Origin of the sequence: Thalassotalea insulae (assembly GCF_030161395.1) — a bacterium.
Classification (GTDB): domain Bacteria; phylum Pseudomonadota; class Gammaproteobacteria; order Enterobacterales; family Alteromonadaceae; genus Thalassotalea_E; species Thalassotalea_E insulae.
The window spans coordinates 257,894-275,755 of the sequence record NZ_BSST01000001.1 but is presented as its reverse complement, the minus strand read 5'-3'; the positions used below and the strand labels follow the sequence as shown (position 1 = coordinate 275,755).

The window sequence follows — 17,862 nt, the reverse complement described above, 5'->3', positions numbered from 1 at the left end:
TTATTCTTGTGATGAATTAGCACAACTGAACGTCTGCTTTATTGAGTCAAAGATTTAATATCAGACCGCAGTGATGGCCTCAAATTCACTCTTGTCGGAGGTGCTCATAGCTGTGTGAAAATTATGTTTAACCTTGTCAAACAAAACTGTCACCTCAAATATGAGCTATTACAATTTAGTTGATATAAAAAAGGCCTTTTGCAAACAAAGGCCTTTAAATTGATGCGAATTAGTTAGTGTTATTGCTTAGTGGCATTAACTTCCGCTTCAGCGTTATCAAGTGCCAATTTATAGCCAAAAGAGACATGATGATAACGGGCTTTTGAATAATCATCGTGGATAGCGAAGCCAAAGTTATAGACTTTGCCTGATTCAATAGTTAAATCTCCTGGCTTATTTGACGCTAGTTTACGCTTAAATATCACTGACCATGTTCCGCTATTTAGTGTTGCTGTTACTTCTGCGCCTTGCCCACTATGCATCTTACGTTCAGCGAGAATGTGGCCATCTTCAACTTCTCCATTGCCAGATTTATAGCGAAGTAAATCTAAATATTGGTTATTGGCCATTGCAGCATCAATAGCTGATTGGTCTTTGAGTTTATCCCAGCCACCTAATGCTTTGCCACCTCGGCCTTTTAACTCTAGTTTAGTGCGAGATTCCTTAACATATTTAGTGACGCCAGAATTGAGGTCCAATCTTTTGGCCAAATCACTTCCTAATAAATCATCTTTTTCAGGGGTGAAAGGCATAGTTGAAGCATCTGCATGGCAAGATGACCAGCAACCTGCACGATCTGCATATTCTAAATCGTCAGTTGCAATCATTAATGCCAATTTAATCGGGTTTTCGGGATCCATTTTGCCACCATCAACAAATGGTACTGGCGCATGCTCACCATCTTCCCAACTAAAGCGCAAATATAAATATTCTTTATCATGGGTTGCATCGATAGTGACAGGGAAGCTACCACGCTTACCTGGGATAACATTCGGCTCTAGATCTTTTTCGCTTTGACCAGTGACTATATTTTGTCCGATATCCGCTATTTCTTCGCCATGACATTCAATACAGCGATCACCTTTAGTGAAAGCGCGTTTGCCACCATGCTTACGACCTAAAATCCACTCAAGAGATGCTGTACCTGGATAAAATACTGAAATTTCAGTAGAAGCAGATTTACTCCAATCGACATTAATGTTATCTGTTGACAAAGTTTTGTTTGTCGCTGAGTTTTCAGAGCTCGGTGAACTTGCCCCTGCATTTGCCAGTGCTTGCGCAACAGCTTGCTCAACTTTCGCTTGAATTGTTGCTTTTTGAGCTTCTTTCTCAGCTTTTTCGACTGCTTTTTGCGCTTGTTCTTTCTGCTCTGCACGTAACAGTCCTATTTTATACATTTCAGGAATTTCACGGACATAGTCAGGGTTCGGCGCTTCTAATGTTTCTAGTTCTTCTTCGGTTAATTTATCTCTAACATTGTGATGAGCAATACCTTTATGACAGTCAATACAAGTTTGCCCAGCTTCCATGGCATTTAAATGTTGCATACGGGCTCGAGGTTTTTGAAATTCTGGATTCATCGATTCTAGATTATGGCAATTTCGACATTCTCTTGAATCAGTATCTTTCATTGTTTGCCATACGCTTTTCGCCAATGACAGCCTGTGCTCCTCGAATTTTTCTTTGGTATCAATCTTACCCGTTAACCAATAAAATACTTCTTTAGAAGCTTGAATTTTTCGGACAACCTTGTGAACCCAAGGATCAGGGACATGACAGTCAGAACAAATCGCTCTAACCCCTGTGCGGTTTGAATAATGAATGGTTGGCTTATACTCTTGGTAGACATTGTCTTCCATTTCGTGACAGCTAGTGCAAAAATCTAAGGTATTGGTAGCTTCCATTGCGGTGTTAAATCCGCCCCAAAATATAATACCTACTACAAAAAATACCACGGCACCAGCAACGGATGTCCCTAAAATTAAGCGGCGAGACCAAAAACTAGGCTCTGTAAATCTAAGTTTTGCCATAATAGACTCATTTATGGTTAGCGAGATTAAAGGATTGCGAACAAGGTTTTACCCTTGTTCGCTTCATGACTTAATGTGAATATTAAGTTTTGTGATTCATGCGGTTATACACATTGAACTTACCTGTTGGTGTGGTTAAACCTTTAATGCGTGCTTTTTCCTTAAGCGTTTTTGCATCATAAACCACTATTTCGCCAGTTGGGTTTTTGCTGTCTTTACGGTTCCAGACTGATACCCACACTTCACTACCGCCTTTGTTGAACTCGATATGCAAGGCTGCTTTACCAGGTTCTTCGGTAACACGAATAGTTTTAACAATTTCACGGGTTTTCTTATCAAACACTTGCACTGATTGTTGAATTTCTGGCTCAGGATGTTTTAGTTGATCCGCCCAAACATAGTCTGAAGTTTCATGAGTACGGATAAAGACACCGGCCCCATCAGTTTCAACTTCATAACATAGTTTCCATGCTTGATCCGGGTGACCCATAGGATCGTTACCCCAAACAGACACTAAACCAACACCTAAGTGAGTTGTACCACCTACCGGACCACATTTATCATCAATCCAGTTAGCACCTGGGCCAGGATGTGGTAAGGCATCAACATCAATCATTTTCTCTAACTTACGGTCTTTGGTATCAACCACTACCATCTTGTTAGATGCATTAGCGGCGATTTGGAAATAACGACCTGTTGGATCAAAGAAACCATCATGCAAGAACTCGGCAGAGTTGATTTGCTCGATACGCAGGTTATCCAAATCACGGTAATCTACTTGCCACATTTGACCTAATTCTTTAACCGCGACTAAGAAAGTAGGCTCATTAGGTGTCGTGTAGATAGCGGCAACACGCGCTTCATTAATGAATTCGCCCTTAGTGTTATAGCCACGGGTAGAAACCACTTTAAGTGGATTCAAGGTAACGGCATCCATAATCACGAAGTGAGCTGGCCAGTAGCCGCCGGCAATCACATATTTACCGTCACCTGATACCGCAATATCACGAGCGTCATAAGCCATTTTAGTTTCAGCCACTAACATTTTATCTGGCGTTTGCCATAAATCGATTTTATTGACTTTACCGTCACGACCAATGGTGTACCAGAAACGTCCAGTATCTTTAGTGTGCTGAGTTTTGTGGTGCTCAGTACCTTTAATTACGTGTACCGCATAACCTGTATCGATATGAGTCACGATTTCTTTAGTGTCACCATCTACAATTGCTGCTTTACCGGCATCACGTTCGATAACCACAAAGAAGTTTTCCCAGTTGCGACCATGCATAGGCTTGGTTGGGTAATCTTTTGGAGCAATATATTGTTTGGTATGTTCACGCATTTGCGCCAGTGACATTTCAGGCGGAACTGGTGGCTCCATTTGAATGAACGTGGCCAGGTTGGCAATTTCTTGTTTACTAAACAAGTCATCAAAGTTGTTCATACCACCTTCGGTACCCAGAGAAATAATCTTCTCTAAACGTTTTTGCCCTTTTTTAAGGGTATTTTCAGGTTCTAAATTTTTACCGGTAGCCCCTTTACGTAAAACGCCATGACAACCTGCACAGCGTTGAAAATAGTGTAATTGAGCTTTTTCAAAATCAGCTTTTGACAAAGTAGGCTCGGTAGCAAAAGCAATAAAGCTAGTACCACTCATAGCCATGCCAACGGCTAAACCTATTGCTGAAAGGCCATATTTTATTCTTTTCATCGGTTCTCTCCAGATGTTTCACATGCTATTGATTAGACAATTAGCCAAACGATAGTCAAACCAAGTGATCTAACCTTAAATTTATCAATACGGTAGCTAACCGTATTGATGAAGCTTTAAATACAAACTGATTAATTTTTAGTGCATTAAATACTTGAGTAACACTATCGGGTATTTTTGAAGCAATGTGGGTGATACAGATCAAGTTTTAAAATTGTTTGTTTTTAAAGAAGAGCAAACTTGATCGAGGTCAAAGAAAACTCAAAACCATTACTTTTATTTTGTTTTAGTACATAGAGAATTATTAGTAATAGGTGAGATATATCAGTTATTTAACCTTATAACTGATAAGGGTATTCACGATTTAAAGCAGACCACATCACTTCTTTATGCAGCAATTACTGGTTTTACGATCGTGGTGGTCTTTTTAGGGAGTTAGAAGTTTCTCCAATCGTATTTCGTCGCTCTTAAATGGTGTACTTACCCTTTGTTGAAAGTAAATATTGGGGCTATAACTAATCGACTGTATCGCGTCTGTAGCAATATCTAGATATGATCTGCTTTAATCAAACAGGACACTTTAATAATGGAATATAATCCAATTATTGAGGTGTTAAATGACAAAACGAATAAACAGAAGTTACACGGCTGAATTTAAACAAGAAGCCGTCGCATTAGTAACCGAACAAGGCTACAGCGTACCGAAGGCCGCAGCATCTTTGGGTATCACGGATAAATTACTTTATAACTGGAAAGCCAAGCTTGAAGCAGAGCAATCAGGTGCTAGTTTAAATGCCGATGAGCGGGCTGAACTGCTGAGGTTACGCAAGGAAAATAAAGAGCTAAGGATGGAAAAAGAGATATTAAAAAAGGCCAGCGCCCTCCTGCTAAAGGAAACCAAGTAACGTACAAAACGATAAAGCAGCTATCTTCTGCATTTCCAGTAGTTAAACTCTGCCAGATTATGAATATCAACCGCTCTGCGTATTACGCTTGGCTCAAACGGCCAGCTAAAATCATCACAGCAGAGCAACTGAACTTATATCGAAAGGCAAAGTACTTCTTCGAGAAAAGTAGAAATAGCTTGGGTTATCGTGAGCTTAGAAAGAAATTACGCAGAGAGGGCTTTAATGTCAGTGATTATGGCGTTCAAAAGTTAATGGCAACACTTGGCTTAGTGGTTACTCAACGAGTGGCCTACAAGGTAACAACTAAGCGTAAGCACAGTGATGCTGTTGCTGATAATTTGTTGAACCAGAACTTTAACCCTGTGGCTCCAAATCAAGTGTGGGCTGGTGATGTGACCTATCTTAGAACTGGCGAAGGTTGGATGTATCTAGCTATCGTAATGGATTTATATTCACGCCGTATTGTTGGCTGGCACATTGATAAACGGATGACGACTGACTTGGTGAGTAAAGCGATGATGAAAGCTTATAACTTACGCCAGCCGCCAAAAGGCTTAGTATTTCACAGCGATAGAGGCTCACAATATACCAGTAAGCGATATCGTCATTTACTGACAAATTATGGTATCAGATCCAGTATGGGCGATGTTGGTGCGTGTTGGGATAATGCTGTTGTAGAAAGATTCTTCGGCAGCTTAAAACATGATTGGTTGTTAAAAGTACCACAACCGACTCGTGAGCATATGAGAAATGATGTAACGGCATATATGCGCTATTACAACTTAGAACGGCTTCATACAGCTAATGGTGATCTATCGCCAGTGGAGTATGAACAAAGTTCCTTAAGAAAAGTGTCCTGAATTAGTTGCGCAGAACAATATGCTTGAATCTTCATAACTGTCGTATCTAATAAATATAACTTTCCTTTATATTCTTTAGCAACAAGCGTGTTACTGTCATTAAAAGGGGGGGAATGGCTGTTTTGATTATCAAGTGCCGATAATTGTAGCAAGTAATGGTTTGTCTTGATTTGTCCGCAGCAAGCTGTAGTTAATAATGCTGTAATTATGAAGACTCGTTAAAGGTTATCGTATCCTTGATTGTAGAAAATATCATTAGTTTCTATATAGAATAAAAGGATGAAGCACAGCTGTGTAATTCAGTGTATATAGATACTGTGCTTCTTTTATGTAAGTGAACGTGATTAAAACGCGTACTTTAATTGCAACGAACCGTTAATACCTGGAGCGACTATTGTATCTAACAAAGGAGCTCCTTCAGTGAAACCGTTAACGCTCGACCAATGCCACACGGAAACTTTCTCCGTAAATGGATTAATACCCTGTTTACTTGTGAGATATGTCTTACATTGCTGTGAGATATGATGTTAATTGTCTGCTACTTTATCTAGTGTTTGTTTTTTATCTTATTGTTTTATATGGACTAAATTTTATTTTTCTTGATGTGGTACTTTTTTTATTTTAAGAGAATAATTTTTAATACTGGGGAAAAGTTTATTATCGCGTAATATTTACATTGTCAGGAAGACACAGGTCAGGATGGCTTGAAACTTAGGTAAGTTTGTTATGGAAAGCGTTCGGAGGTTCACGGAACGAATCATGGGTAGAGGCCCAGAGGATGTTATAAGGATGTTCGTGTCAAGGAAGATTACGTTAGGATAACGTGTATAGGGAAAATGATGTAACTCAGGACGGGTTATTGATAAGGATGTTAAAGGACAAGACAGGAAGTAATAGTAGGAAGTGACTAAGGATGGTCTTTTACGGATGAAACGGGACACTAAATAATGCAGGAAGCATTAAGCTAGTTATAGAAATGCGGCTCTTAGTAGCCGCATTTTTTTATTCTGATTTAGCTAAATATTTACTTGTTGTGTCATGTTACTTGAAGCTTGCCTGCATCGATACTAGCTACTTTAGATTTTTCAGGGATAATAACTAGTGCTACGAGCAATGGTTAACTATTGAGCGATGTTATAATATATTTAAAACACCTACCGACAAATCCCCGATGTGTTAGTTAGTGAGCAATTCCCCATAATATGAATGTTTTCCTAATACTGCCTGGCTACCTTTTAATGAAAATGAATAACCACAAAGCGTAAAACTGCCACGAGCGGCTAAATTTTTGATTAAATCTTTGGTATCCAGTGGAGAAAATTCAGCAAAATAATTCTCACTGTTTTCGATAGTCACTAAATTGCTTCTAATTTTATTATCGTTATTAAAGGTTATATGCTGACAGCTTATGTCGCCTTGAGCTTGGCGTATATTCCATATGCTTTGCTTTGTAGTGCTATCCGCCTGCCAATTAATAATGAGCCCGTTATACGGGCTAACATACAGAGTGAAGTTGTCAGGCATTGTAAGGGCATGTTGACGTAAATTTATTTGTTGCTCGTTTGGCTTTAATGTTTCGTTGCTAAGTGCTGACTCGTTTGTTGTGTTTGTAGTCCCTGTCATTAGGTAGGTGGTTAACATCGCAATAATGACGATTAATGCTAACGTTATTAAGGTTATCCGAGCATTTTTATTATTGAGTAATTGTTGACGTATACGCACACCAATGTCGGTGCTATTGCTTTTATGAGTAAAACTTTTAGCGGAGGAAAACTCTCTGTTATGCCTTTCTGTTTGTTCAAATACAGTCGTAGCGTCAATATTAGATAACTGCGTTCTGAGCTGAGGCTCAATACGTTGACGTCTCGTTGTTGATTGTTGGGTTAAATCTACCGGACCAGCATAACCATATGTGTATTTGTGCGAATGCTGGCTCGGATAGGTGAGCAGTATTGCTGCTGTGGCCAACGGAAAGGTGGCTAACCAGTAAACGGTAGCACCATCAATGGCCATGATTAATACGCCTGTTAATAAAAATACACTACCTGGGATAAGTAACCATTGTTCAGTGAGTCTACTGTCATTTAATCGCCTTTTAGTGCTACATATAATGGCAATTAATGACAGTAAAAGTGCTATTGCTTGTACAAAAATTGAAGTAGGGAACAGCAAGGTTGAGAAAATAAAAAATAAATGGCATGCGGCGATAATAAGTGAAAATCTTTGGCGATTATCGGCACCAAGCCAACAAACGAGTGATTGAACAAAAGGCACTGCGACTCCAATAGCTGATAAATAAGGTACAGCCTTAATAAAAAGACTGAAGTGAATTTACATCAGAGTATACCTTGTTAACCGTAAATGTCAGGAAGAAAATTAGCTTTCTTTGGTAAAAATCTCTTGCAGTTAATAGGTCATGAAACTTGTAAGACATTGCCCCAAGTTTTGTCAGAAAAATGTTAGTTTCATGTAGGTTAAAATTGAAATGATAAAGTGTAACCTATTAATAAATATTGATTTTATTTGTTTTTGGTTTTAGGGCGTTCTCTGCAAGTGCTAATTTTAGTTAATTTATTACTAGTGAAGATCATTCGCTCAGTTAAACTTAATGATGTCAGGACGACATTGTAAGGATAGAAAAAGGAAAGGGAAAACCAAGTGAGCATATTAGCATGGAAGTTTTTATTGCCGCATTGCTCAGCAGGGGGAAGGATCAAGGATAATTAACATAGGATGTTAGCTAAATACTTAAGAACAAGATGTTCTTTAAGGAAGAAAATGACAGGATGTTATTTAATGGATGCAAGTATTTAGATTTAGGATGAATGAACTCGGTTAGATGGAATTAACGTCAGGAAGAAACTGAGCAGAAGTTAGGTACATAGAGATTAGTACCGAACACAAAAGAAAAGCGACAACGGTCGCTTTTCTTTTACTTCCTATTTATTTCAAATACGATATGCAGGTATATCAATGTCAGCTAGTTTGTAATTTTGCAACATAGCTCTTCCGGTATATTTGGATTCACCATCGCCACTAAATTCAAACTCAAAAATACTCAACCAGTGCAGTCCCATACGTTTATTAAAACGTAATCGACTTGATACCCGAGCAATCGCTAAATACTGTAACTTTTCTTGTTGGCAATATTGGCGAATATGATGACGAGCAAACTCCGCTACTTTACGCAGAAAAATAAAATACCAGAAGATCAGGCAAACCAGCAGTAACAAATAAATATTTTCCATAATTAATTAACTTTGTGGATTAAACAGTTGGCCTATTGCTTTTGATAGCGCCTGGCTACGTTCTGGTGCACGCATACATTGAAATAATAGTGGGCGAACACTAGGGATGGCGACTAAATCTTTGAATATTGCCGGAAATAATTCTTCATCCTGAGCAACTAAATGCTCGAGTAATAACATGGCGCGTTCACTAGAGTTAATCGCTTGCCAGCAACGACCTGTGAGGGTAATTAAGAGGTTATCAGATAATGTCTCTTGTTCAAGTAACGACGCGATATGTTGATCGACAAAAGGGTGTGAACAAGATGAGGCCAAACTTCGTAGCAACATCTGCTGTTTATCCGCCCCTTCAGGTGCTATCTGATTGATCATTTTTAGAATTTTTTCCACCAAAGGTAATGGTAACAAGCAATGTTCTAGTGCACCACATAGCGGACTTAATACTTCAAATGGTAAATGGTTAAGAGCATTTATTAACAGCTCAGTGTTTTTATTTTCATTTAATCGAGCGGTAAAATCTGTGATCCCTTGCACACCTACTTCTTGCCAGTTCGCCCAGTTTTGCTGCTTGAGATAATAGCGAAACTTTTGATAATGTTCGCTTGCTTGCTGTTTTAATTCCGCTTTGAGTAAGCTGTTTAGCATTGCCAGTTTATATTGCGATGGCGTGAATAAATAAGGATTACTCTGTAATAATTGTTGTTGTTTTTCTGTTGGATCGGCAGATAGGTCCCCACCCAGCGCTTCTACGATAATAGCGATGAAATGGTTTCGAGCCCCTAAATTGAGTAAACCGCGTTCATCGAGGGGTAATTTGATAAACCAGATATATGGCTGAACAGATTGCTTTTGCCAGAATGCTATCGCTATGTGTGCATGCCCTTGAATAGGCGAAGGATGTGGCAATTGGCACTGTTCAATTTTATTAAATACTTCTTTAGATAATTTTTCTATTTTACGACCAAGATCATACACTCGGTACTGGCTGTTAGATAATGAAAGTAATTCAGTGATAGAAGATATTGCTGTCATAAAGTAATTAAATATCGAATTATGGCGGCATTATAGAGATAATAACGACTAAACACCAATAGTGACGCAGAGCGAGCATTGAATAATAAGCTTACTTCAGATAATTCAGTCATTTATCAAGAAAAGCCTGAACTAACCATTTTATATCAGGACGAATATTTAGTGGCGGTTGATAAACCTGCGGGGCTTTTTGTTCATCGTAGTTTTATGGATAAGCAGGAAATTTATTTTGCGCTCCAGCTAGTGAGAGATTTAGTGGGGCAATATGTTTACCCGCTGCACCGGTTAGACAGACCTACTTCAGGCGTCTTGCTGTTTGCCTTATCAGAAGATATTGCCCGTATTATGGGGCAGGCATTTAGCGATCGCACTATCAGTAAAACTTACTATGCATTAACTCGGGGCCATCTGTTTGACTCAGGTGTGGTCGATCATCCATTAAAAGAAAAATTGGATAAATTAGGCGATAAATACGCAACACAAGATAAAGCGCCACAGCAGGCAGTTACACGTTATCAATCGGTGGCGACTGCAAGCTTACCTGTGCCGTTAGGGCGTTATGACAGTGTACGTTATTCTTTGATAAAGTTGATGCCTGAGACTGGCCGGCGTCATCAATTGCGGCGTCATTTAGCGCATTTGCGTCATCCGATTATTGGTGATATTAATTACGGTGATAATAAGCAAAACCCATTCTTTCAGCAGTATTTTGCTGTTAAACGTCTAATGCTAATTGCGAAAGAGCTGAGTTTTAACCATCCTGTACATGCTAAGCCAGTGACGATAACAGCGAAATTTGACCAACAGTGGCAGAGTGTCTTTACTAAATTGTCCTGGTCGATAGTCGATTAACGCTATTAAAGGCCTTGAATGCGAATTGCGTTAATATCTTGTGCAATTAGTGCGGAATAGATCCCTTGGCTTGGTGAAATTTCATTGTCGGATGATTTTTCGCCTCGAATATAAATGGCATTAACAAATACTGGTGCTATTTGATGTTGATAGCTGTCTTGCTGACGAGCGAATGCTAACATTATTTTTTGATCGCCTGTCATTGGGCGATTTAGCATTGACATCATTAAATGATGATCAGAGATCAACGGTTTCTTTTCAATTTTGACTGTTTTAGTGGTGCTACAGGCCAAGTTAGTGATAAGTAAACAGCCGATAAGGATAAGGTTTAGTAGTTTCATACGATGTACAACAATTTAGTAAAGACAATTGTGTTATCGCAAACGTTATGCCAAATAATAAAAACACGAATATTAAGTAATTTTTATTTAAATAAGTATTTAAAAACACTAATAAAAAAGTTTTAAAGGATTCTTTAGTTAGATGAAAAAAAGAGCTTTTTTTGTTTGAATAATAAGCTTGCTTTTTTAAGCGTCAAAAAAATAGCGCTATCAGTAAAAGGACAAAACCCAATAACGAATAGCGCGATAAAAACAAATTTTTAAGTAAAGGTTATTCGTCAGCAACTGAGCGAAGTAGGGCATTAATACCTACTTTAGCACGTGTTTGCGCGTCGACTTTTTTCACGATAATTGCAGCATATAAGCTGTAGTGACCACATTTAGACGGTAAATTTCCAGGCACGACTACTGAACCTGCAGGTACACGACCATAATGGGTTTCACCCGTTTCTCTGTCGTAAATACGAGTGCTTTGACCAATATAAACCCCCATTGAAATAACCGCGCCTTCTTCGACAACGACGCCTTCAACAATTTCTGAACGGGCACCAATAAAGCAATTATCTTCAATAATAGTAGGGCCTGCTTGCAATGGTTCTAATACACCACCAATGCCAACACCACCAGAAAGGTGAACGTTTTTACCTATTTGTGCACAGGAGCCAACAGTTGCCCAGCCATCGATCATACAGCCTTCATCAACATAAGCCCCAATATTGACAAAGCTTGGCATTACCACGACATTTTTACCGATAAAAGTGCCGGTTCGTACAGACGCACCGGGTACCACGCGAACCCCATCCGCTTCAAACATTTCCTGGCTATAGCCGCTGTATTTCATAGGCACTTTATCAAAGTAGGTGCTTTCAGCGCCGTCGATGACTTCGTTATCCCAGATACGGAATGACAATAATACTGCTTTTTTTAGCCATTGATGAACAACCCATTCACCTGCAATTTTTTCTGCCACTCGTGCAGAGCCATTATTTAATGCATCTAAGGCATCAATCACCGCGTTCTTCACTTCGGTAGTGACGCTGGTTGGGGTGATGTTCATACGATTATCAAAAGCCTGTTCAATAATGTGTTGTAACTCTGACATGGTGTTTCCTAAATAACGTAATTTATGAATATAGATGATTAAATTTCATCTGATAATTTTGATGTTAATGCCTGCTGTTCAGCAGGTGTTAAAGCTTTATCTTCACTATTTGAAACGATGAAAACATCCTCTGCTTTTTCACCAAAAGTAGTAATTTTAGCCGAATGAATTTGAAGTTTACATTGCTGGAATATTTTTGCAAAACGTGCCAATAGGCCAGGGCGATCGAGTGCGACAATTTCAAGCAAGGTGCTTCTATTGGTTTTAGTTTCAATGAAGCTTACTTGAGTGGGAATATTAAATTGTTCAAAGCGCTTAGACAGGGTTTTGCTTTCAATTATAGGAGCATCACTGTTGAGAGCAATACTTAAAGATTGAGCAACTTCCAATGCGCGATAGCTGTCGTTAATTGCATTGCCTTGTTGATCTAGAATAACAAAGGTATTAGCGGTATATCCCGCTCTTGTCGTAATGATTTTTGCATCGTGAATTGAAAAGCATTTTGCCCCTAGCAAGGAAACAATAGTGGCGAAAATATTTGCTCTACTTTTTGTATAGACAAATACCTCAGTGCCGCCGCGATAGGGTTTTGGACTGATCAACACCATAGGTTTTTTGTGATCATGCGCCAAAATATGCTCGCTATGCCAGGCAATTTGTTCTGGAGCGTAGCGTAAAAAATAATCCGCTTTAAATTCGCGCCATAATTGCTCTATTTGCGCTTGCGCTATGTTTTTTTCCACTAGCAGCGTTAAAGCCTGTTGCTGGTTTTCTCTGATTTTTGACCGTAAATCGACAGGTTTTTCAAGGCCTCTTCTAAAGGCGCGCTTGGTGCTGAAATATAGCTCTTCCAATAAGTTTTCTTTCCAGCTATTCCATAAACTTTCATTGGTGGCGCGCATATCAGCAACGGTTAGGCAATAAAGATAGTCTAAATGTGCTTCATCGCGGACGATATCGGCAAAGGTTTTGATCACTTCAGGATCGGATATATCGCGTCGTTGTGCGGTAATCGACATTAGCAAGTGATATTTAACCAGCCAAGAAATCATCCGGCCATCATGATCGTTAAGTTTATGTGCTTTACTAAACTCTAATGCGTCAATGGCGCCAAGCTCAGCATGATCGCCACCACGTCCTTTGGCAATATCGTGAAAAATACCTGCTAAATACAGTACTTCTGGTTTACGAATGCGTTGAACAATTTTGCTACATAGCGGAAATTCATCATTATATTCGGGCTTGCTAAAACGGTAGAGGTTTTTGATCAAGCGATAGCTGTGCTCATCTACTGAATAGGCATGAAATAGGTCAAATTGCATTTGCCCGACTATGTTACGCCAAGCGGGTAAATAAGCCCCTAAAATAGAATGACGGTGCATTAGGGTAAATGGTAGACCTAACCCGCGAGGGTGCTTAATAATCTCGATAAAGAGCTCTCTGCATCTCTGATAGTCCAGCATACCTGACACTAATCGACGTCGGGCATTACGCATTAATCGTAATGTTTCTGGATGCAAATCGGTAATTTCTTCATGTTTTGCGATCAATAAGAACATTTCCATGATCTTGATTGAACGCATAAATATCCGGCTATTGGTGACTCTGATCTGACCGTCAATAACAACAAAGTCATTATTGAGAACGGTTTCTTTATCGTAGGCTTTATTTTTAATGATTGAGAATTCAAAATGTTGCAGTAACATTTTATTAAGCTCAGCTACCCGGCCGATGATACGGAAAAATCGTTTCATCATCCGCTCTATCGCGACTTTGCCTTTATCACCAAAGCCCATTAGTGCGGCAACTTCACCTTGATAATCAAATAGTAATCGGTTTTCACTACGTCCGGCAATAAAGTGTAATGCGCAACGCATACGCCAGAGGTAATCTTGGCATTCTAATAATTCAAAATATTCATTCTGAGTCAGGTACTGATGTTCAACTAATTCTGCTAACGAGTCAGCAACAAAGTGACGTTTAGCCACCCAGCCTATGGTTTGAATATCTCTAAGACCACCTGGGTTCGCTTTTAAATTAGGTTCTAAGGTATAAGCGGCACCATGATATTGTTTATGGCGTTCAAGTTGCTCATCACGTTTAGCGACAAAGAATTTTTTTGACGTCCAAAATACATCTTCATTGAGCAATGGTTGTAAGTGTTGTGGCAAAGATTCATTGCCGCAAACTAAACGCATTTCCATCAAATTAGTCGCGACAGTAACATCATTAACCGCTTGTTTTAAGCATTCTTTGATGCTGCGTACACTATGACCAATATCGAGTTTAATATCCCAGAGTTGGGTGATAAAAGCTGAAATTTTATGCTCTAATTCTTGCTCTATATGGTCTTGAGTGAGTAATAAAATATCAATATCAGAATAGGGATGTAGCTCACTTCGGCCATAACCACCAACGGCAATCAGGCTTATTTGGTATTCATCAAGCTGGTGTTGGCACCAAAGTTTAGTTAATAACTGATCAATATAACTGGCGCGGATATTAATAATAGTGGTGACATCATTAATGGGAAATTGTTGTTTTTGCCATACTTGAAATGCGCTGTTCAGCTGGCAAATTTCCTGAGTTGAAATTTCCGGTGAGCTAATGGCAAGTGATTCGGTAAATTGCTCTGGCACGATAGATTGGGAAAACAACTTAATTACTCGCTTTTGTTATTATTGACAGTATGGCCCACGCAATTGAGTGAACCATTATTTTAGCCGTATTAATTGTGCAAGATACGGCTGATAGTTTCTTCTTTTCTTAAAGTTAAAATTTCACATCCGGTTTTCGTCACCACTATAGTATGTTCCCATTGTGCGGATTTTTTGCCGTCTATCGTGTAAACCGTCCAGTTATCTTCTTTATCCAAAATGGTATTAGCGCGACCCAAGTTGATCATAGGTTCAATAGTAAAACACATGCCTTCTTTCATTTTGGTTTTATCATTGTTCTTATAATGAACAATTTGAGGCTCTTCATGAAACTCTTTGCCAATACCATGGCCACAGTATTCTTTGACAATGGAATAGCGGCCGGACTTTTTAATAAATTTCTGTATCGCAGAACCAATTTCACCAAAAGTGTTACCTGGTTTGACTTTCTTTAGGCCAACATATAATGCTTCTTGAGTGATCCGGCATAAACGATTATCTTCTGGCGTAACTTCACCAATTAGAAACATTTTACTGGTATCGCCGTGAAAGCCATCTTTGATCACGGTAATATCAATGTTAATGATATCACCATCAACTAATGGTTGGTCGTTTGGAATACCATGACAAACCACGTGATTAACCGACGTACAAATCGATTTTGGAAATCCGTGATAATTAAGCGGCGCAGAAATAGCGTTTTGTACTTGCTCTGTATAGTCCGCACATAGTGTATTTAATTCGTCAGTGGTGATGCCCGCTTTTACATGTGGTTCTATCATCTCTAATACGTCTGCGGCTAATTGGCCGGCAACTCGCATTTTTTCTATTTCTTCCTGACTTTTAATAACTATGGTCATCGATACCTCAATTGATTTTATTTAAATTTCGACAGCTTAATGCTGTTGTGAATATTTTGTTGCCTGATTTTACCCGCTTTTTGGCAATATTCACAATGGACAATGCTACTTAAGCTTATATTATTTTTTAATATTAGTGAGAATAGTAGGCGATTCTTACCATTCTGATATATGTTTATGGTTAGTATTCAGGTTAATTACGTGTTTGGTTATGGATAACGAAATTTTTGAATCAATCCTTAAAATTACTGAAAAGCAAGACTCAGATGAATTTAGCCTTAGTATTGTTGCCACTTTAGCGGAAATTATTCCTGATTCTGTGGTGGCATTGTTTGAATATTGTCAGTTTACGACGCCGCCATATCAATGTATTACTAGCTTATCAATTGAACAACAAGATAGCGATAAATTGCGCTATCTTTGGGATATCAAGTTACCTGCGTCTTCGCATCAGTATATTCGAGACCACTATCAGGCGCTCACTCACCTAACCGAGTATCAAACCAATGACGATCGCTATCATGTATTTATTCCTATCGATATCGAAGGTAAGGTAGTTTTTGGTCTTGAAATATCTTCATTACGAAGTTTTAGAGAAAAACTGGAAGTGTTAGTGGCGATCACTAAAGTCTGTCAAAATTTTTATGCAATTTTATCTTATAGTGAAAGAGATAGTTTAACGGGGCTTTATAATCGCCGTACTTATGATAATAAATTAAATAGCTTGTTAAAGAATCAACAAAGTTCACAACTTCATCATTATCATCCTGAACTTGAGCAGGAAACTAGGTTATTGCTACCTAATTCTACTACCTGGTTAGCAATTTTTGATATTGATTTTTTTAAAAAAATTAATGATAAATTTGGTCACGCATACGGTGATGAAGTTTTACTGACGTTATCGCAATTTATGCAGCAATCATTTCGTAATAATGATTTATTATTTCGCTATGGCGGTGAAGAATTTGTTTTGATTTTAGAACCGGTTCCCTTTGAACAAGCTGTACAGGTGTTAAATAATTTTAAAACAGCCGTTGCACAGTATAAATTTCCTATGGTAGGGCATATTACTATTAGTTGTGGTTTTGCAAAAATCTCCAAAAAAGATCATCCAAAAACCGTGTTTGATTGTGCCGATAAAGCTTTATATTACGCTAAGGAGCACGGGCGAAATAGTGTGTATAACTATGAGTTATTGCTAGAGCAAGGGCAAATTCAGCATGGTATTGAAGAAGGAGATATTGAGTTGTTTTGAGCCACTTACCTAAGTCAGTTATTTACATTGGTTTAGTTTCAGCTCTAATTGCGCTACTACTGTCAGATATCATCTTTTTCCGCTTACCAACACGCAGCCTAAAATGAAGCTAGTTATCAGTAATTGCTAGCTGACGTTAAGTTTTAACTCATCATACCAGTATAGCGATGAATTCAGGCATTATTGACGCTCTTTTATCATTTGAACTTATTGGATCAGGTTTGACTAAACATAGAGATTAATATGGAAAGTTGTTTAAAGGTGTTAATTATTAGCGCAAGCCAAAAAGCACAGTCGAATAGTTTTGCGGTTGCTCGTTATATTCAAACGAATATTTTTACACAGATGGCAAAAGTTGAATCCAGCATTCTAGATTTGTCTCGTTACCCGGCGTTACTGGACCATTATGGCACTGAGCAGGGTAGCAATGAATTGTTAGCTGAGCAAAAATCGCAAGTAATCAATCAACTTTATCAGTGTGATGCCGTAGTATTTGTCGTCCCTGAGTGGGGGGGTATGGTGCCTCCAGCACTGGTGAATCTATTGCTATTAACGGCAAATGGTTCTGCTGGTGGCTTACCGTTAGGGCATAAACCGGCGTTTGCTATCGGAATATCAGCATCGGGTGGTGGCACTTACCCTGTTTCACTGTTAAAAGGTTATGCGTCAAAAAATAGCCATTTAACTTGGGTGCCATTGCACGGCATAGTGCAAAATGTCGAAGACTTTATTCACTATCCATGGCAACCTGAGCAAGAAAGCAGATTTGCTCAGGTACAGTCCCGTTTACAAGTAGGGCTTAAGAGCTTAACTATTTATGCTGAGCGTTTAAAAGGCGTTAGAGAAGAATTGGTTCAGTTATCTCAATTACATCCTTTTGGTCAATAATTACCAATTATTTTAGAGCGAGCTGAACTTTCAAATTTGTTTTTTCAGCAACTGTTTTGGTACTTATACAAGGCAGCGCTTGTGTCGCGTGGTTATTCTACTTAAATCAAGCGATAAA

At 38.8% G+C, this 17,862-nt stretch carries 13 protein-coding genes; 4 read left to right on the top strand and 9 right to left on the bottom strand.

Features of this window, described 5'->3' with window-relative positions; translation table 11 throughout:
• Positions 1 to 239: 239 nt before the first annotated feature.
• Positions 240 to 2,030, bottom strand: coding sequence for a NapC/NirT family cytochrome c (locus QQK06_RS01280; protein WP_284242714.1), 1,791 nt, complete (start codon positions 2,028 to 2,030; stop codon positions 240 to 242).
• An 82-nt stretch (positions 2,031 to 2,112) separates the two neighbouring features.
• Positions 2,113 to 3,741: a cytochrome D1 domain-containing protein gene (locus tag QQK06_RS01275; protein WP_284242713.1), complete on the bottom strand. Its 1,629-nt coding sequence runs from the start codon at positions 3,739 to 3,741 to the stop codon at positions 2,113 to 2,115.
• Between the two features lie 617 nt (positions 3,742 to 4,358).
• On the opposite strand from QQK06_RS01275, the gene QQK06_RS01270 reads away from it, so the two are divergent.
• A protein-coding gene (locus tag QQK06_RS01270; RefSeq protein ID WP_284242712.1) for an IS3 family transposase occupies positions 4,359 to 5,509 on the top strand; the annotation gives its coding sequence in 2 pieces (ribosomal slippage) (positions 4,359 to 4,635 and positions 4,635 to 5,509; 1,152 coding nt in all).
• A gap of 1,176 nt (positions 5,510 to 6,685) precedes the next feature.
• Here the strand turns inward: QQK06_RS01270 and QQK06_RS01265 are convergent.
• The 3 genes from QQK06_RS01265 to QQK06_RS01255 form a co-directional block, all read right to left on the bottom strand.
• Positions 6,686 to 7,783, bottom strand: a complete 1,098-nt coding sequence (locus QQK06_RS01265; protein ID WP_284242711.1) for a hypothetical protein — start codon at positions 7,781 to 7,783, stop codon at positions 6,686 to 6,688.
• 674 nt (positions 7,784 to 8,457) lie between these two features.
• The gene (locus QQK06_RS01260; RefSeq protein WP_284242710.1) at positions 8,458 to 8,757 is read right to left on the bottom strand and encodes a DUF3301 domain-containing protein; all 300 of its coding nucleotides are present in this window, start codon (positions 8,755 to 8,757) and stop codon (positions 8,458 to 8,460) included.
• 6 nt (positions 8,758 to 8,763) lie between these two features.
• On the bottom strand, positions 8,764 to 9,789 hold the full coding sequence (locus QQK06_RS01255) for a DUF3549 family protein (protein WP_284242709.1): 1,026 nt from the start codon (positions 9,787 to 9,789) through the stop codon (positions 8,764 to 8,766).
• Positions 9,790 to 9,867: 78 nt separating this feature from the next.
• On the opposite strand from QQK06_RS01255, the gene truC reads away from it, so the two are divergent.
• A complete protein-coding gene (truC, locus tag QQK06_RS01250; RefSeq protein WP_284242708.1) occupies positions 9,868 to 10,641 on the top strand; it encodes a tRNA pseudouridine(65) synthase TruC in 774 nt (257 codons plus the stop codon).
• Between the two features lie 5 nt (positions 10,642 to 10,646).
• On the opposite strand, the gene QQK06_RS01245 is transcribed toward truC, so the two are convergent.
• The 4 genes from QQK06_RS01245 to map all read right to left on the bottom strand — a co-directional run bounded on the left by QQK06_RS01245 (position 10,647) and on the right by map (position 15,601).
• Positions 10,647 to 10,982 carry a hypothetical protein gene (locus QQK06_RS01245; protein WP_284242707.1) on the bottom strand — a complete coding sequence of 112 codons (336 nt, stop codon included), beginning with the start codon at positions 10,980 to 10,982 and terminating at the stop codon, positions 10,647 to 10,649.
• Between the two features lie 271 nt (positions 10,983 to 11,253).
• Positions 11,254 to 12,084 carry a 2,3,4,5-tetrahydropyridine-2,6-dicarboxylate N-succinyltransferase gene (gene dapD, locus QQK06_RS01240; RefSeq protein WP_284242706.1) on the bottom strand — a complete coding sequence of 277 codons (831 nt, stop codon included), beginning with the start codon at positions 12,082 to 12,084 and terminating at the stop codon, positions 11,254 to 11,256.
• Positions 12,085 to 12,122: 38 nt separating this feature from the next.
• The gene (gene glnD / locus QQK06_RS01235; RefSeq protein ID WP_284242705.1) at positions 12,123 to 14,741 is read right to left on the bottom strand and encodes a [protein-PII] uridylyltransferase; all 2,619 of its coding nucleotides are present in this window, start codon (positions 14,739 to 14,741) and stop codon (positions 12,123 to 12,125) included.
• Between the two features lie 71 nt (positions 14,742 to 14,812).
• Positions 14,813 to 15,601, bottom strand: a complete 789-nt coding sequence (map, locus tag QQK06_RS01230) for a type I methionyl aminopeptidase (protein ID WP_284242704.1) — start codon at positions 15,599 to 15,601, stop codon at positions 14,813 to 14,815.
• A 211-nt stretch (positions 15,602 to 15,812) separates the two neighbouring features.
• On the opposite strand from map, the gene QQK06_RS01225 reads away from it, so the two are divergent.
• Positions 15,813 to 16,856, top strand: coding sequence for a GGDEF domain-containing protein (locus QQK06_RS01225; RefSeq protein WP_284242703.1), 1,044 nt, complete (start codon positions 15,813 to 15,815; stop codon positions 16,854 to 16,856).
• A gap of 243 nt (positions 16,857 to 17,099) precedes the next feature.
• A complete protein-coding gene (locus QQK06_RS01220) occupies positions 17,100 to 17,744 on the top strand; it encodes an NAD(P)H-dependent oxidoreductase (RefSeq protein WP_284242702.1) in 645 nt (214 codons plus the stop codon).
• The last annotated feature ends 118 nt before the right edge of the window (positions 17,745 to 17,862 follow it).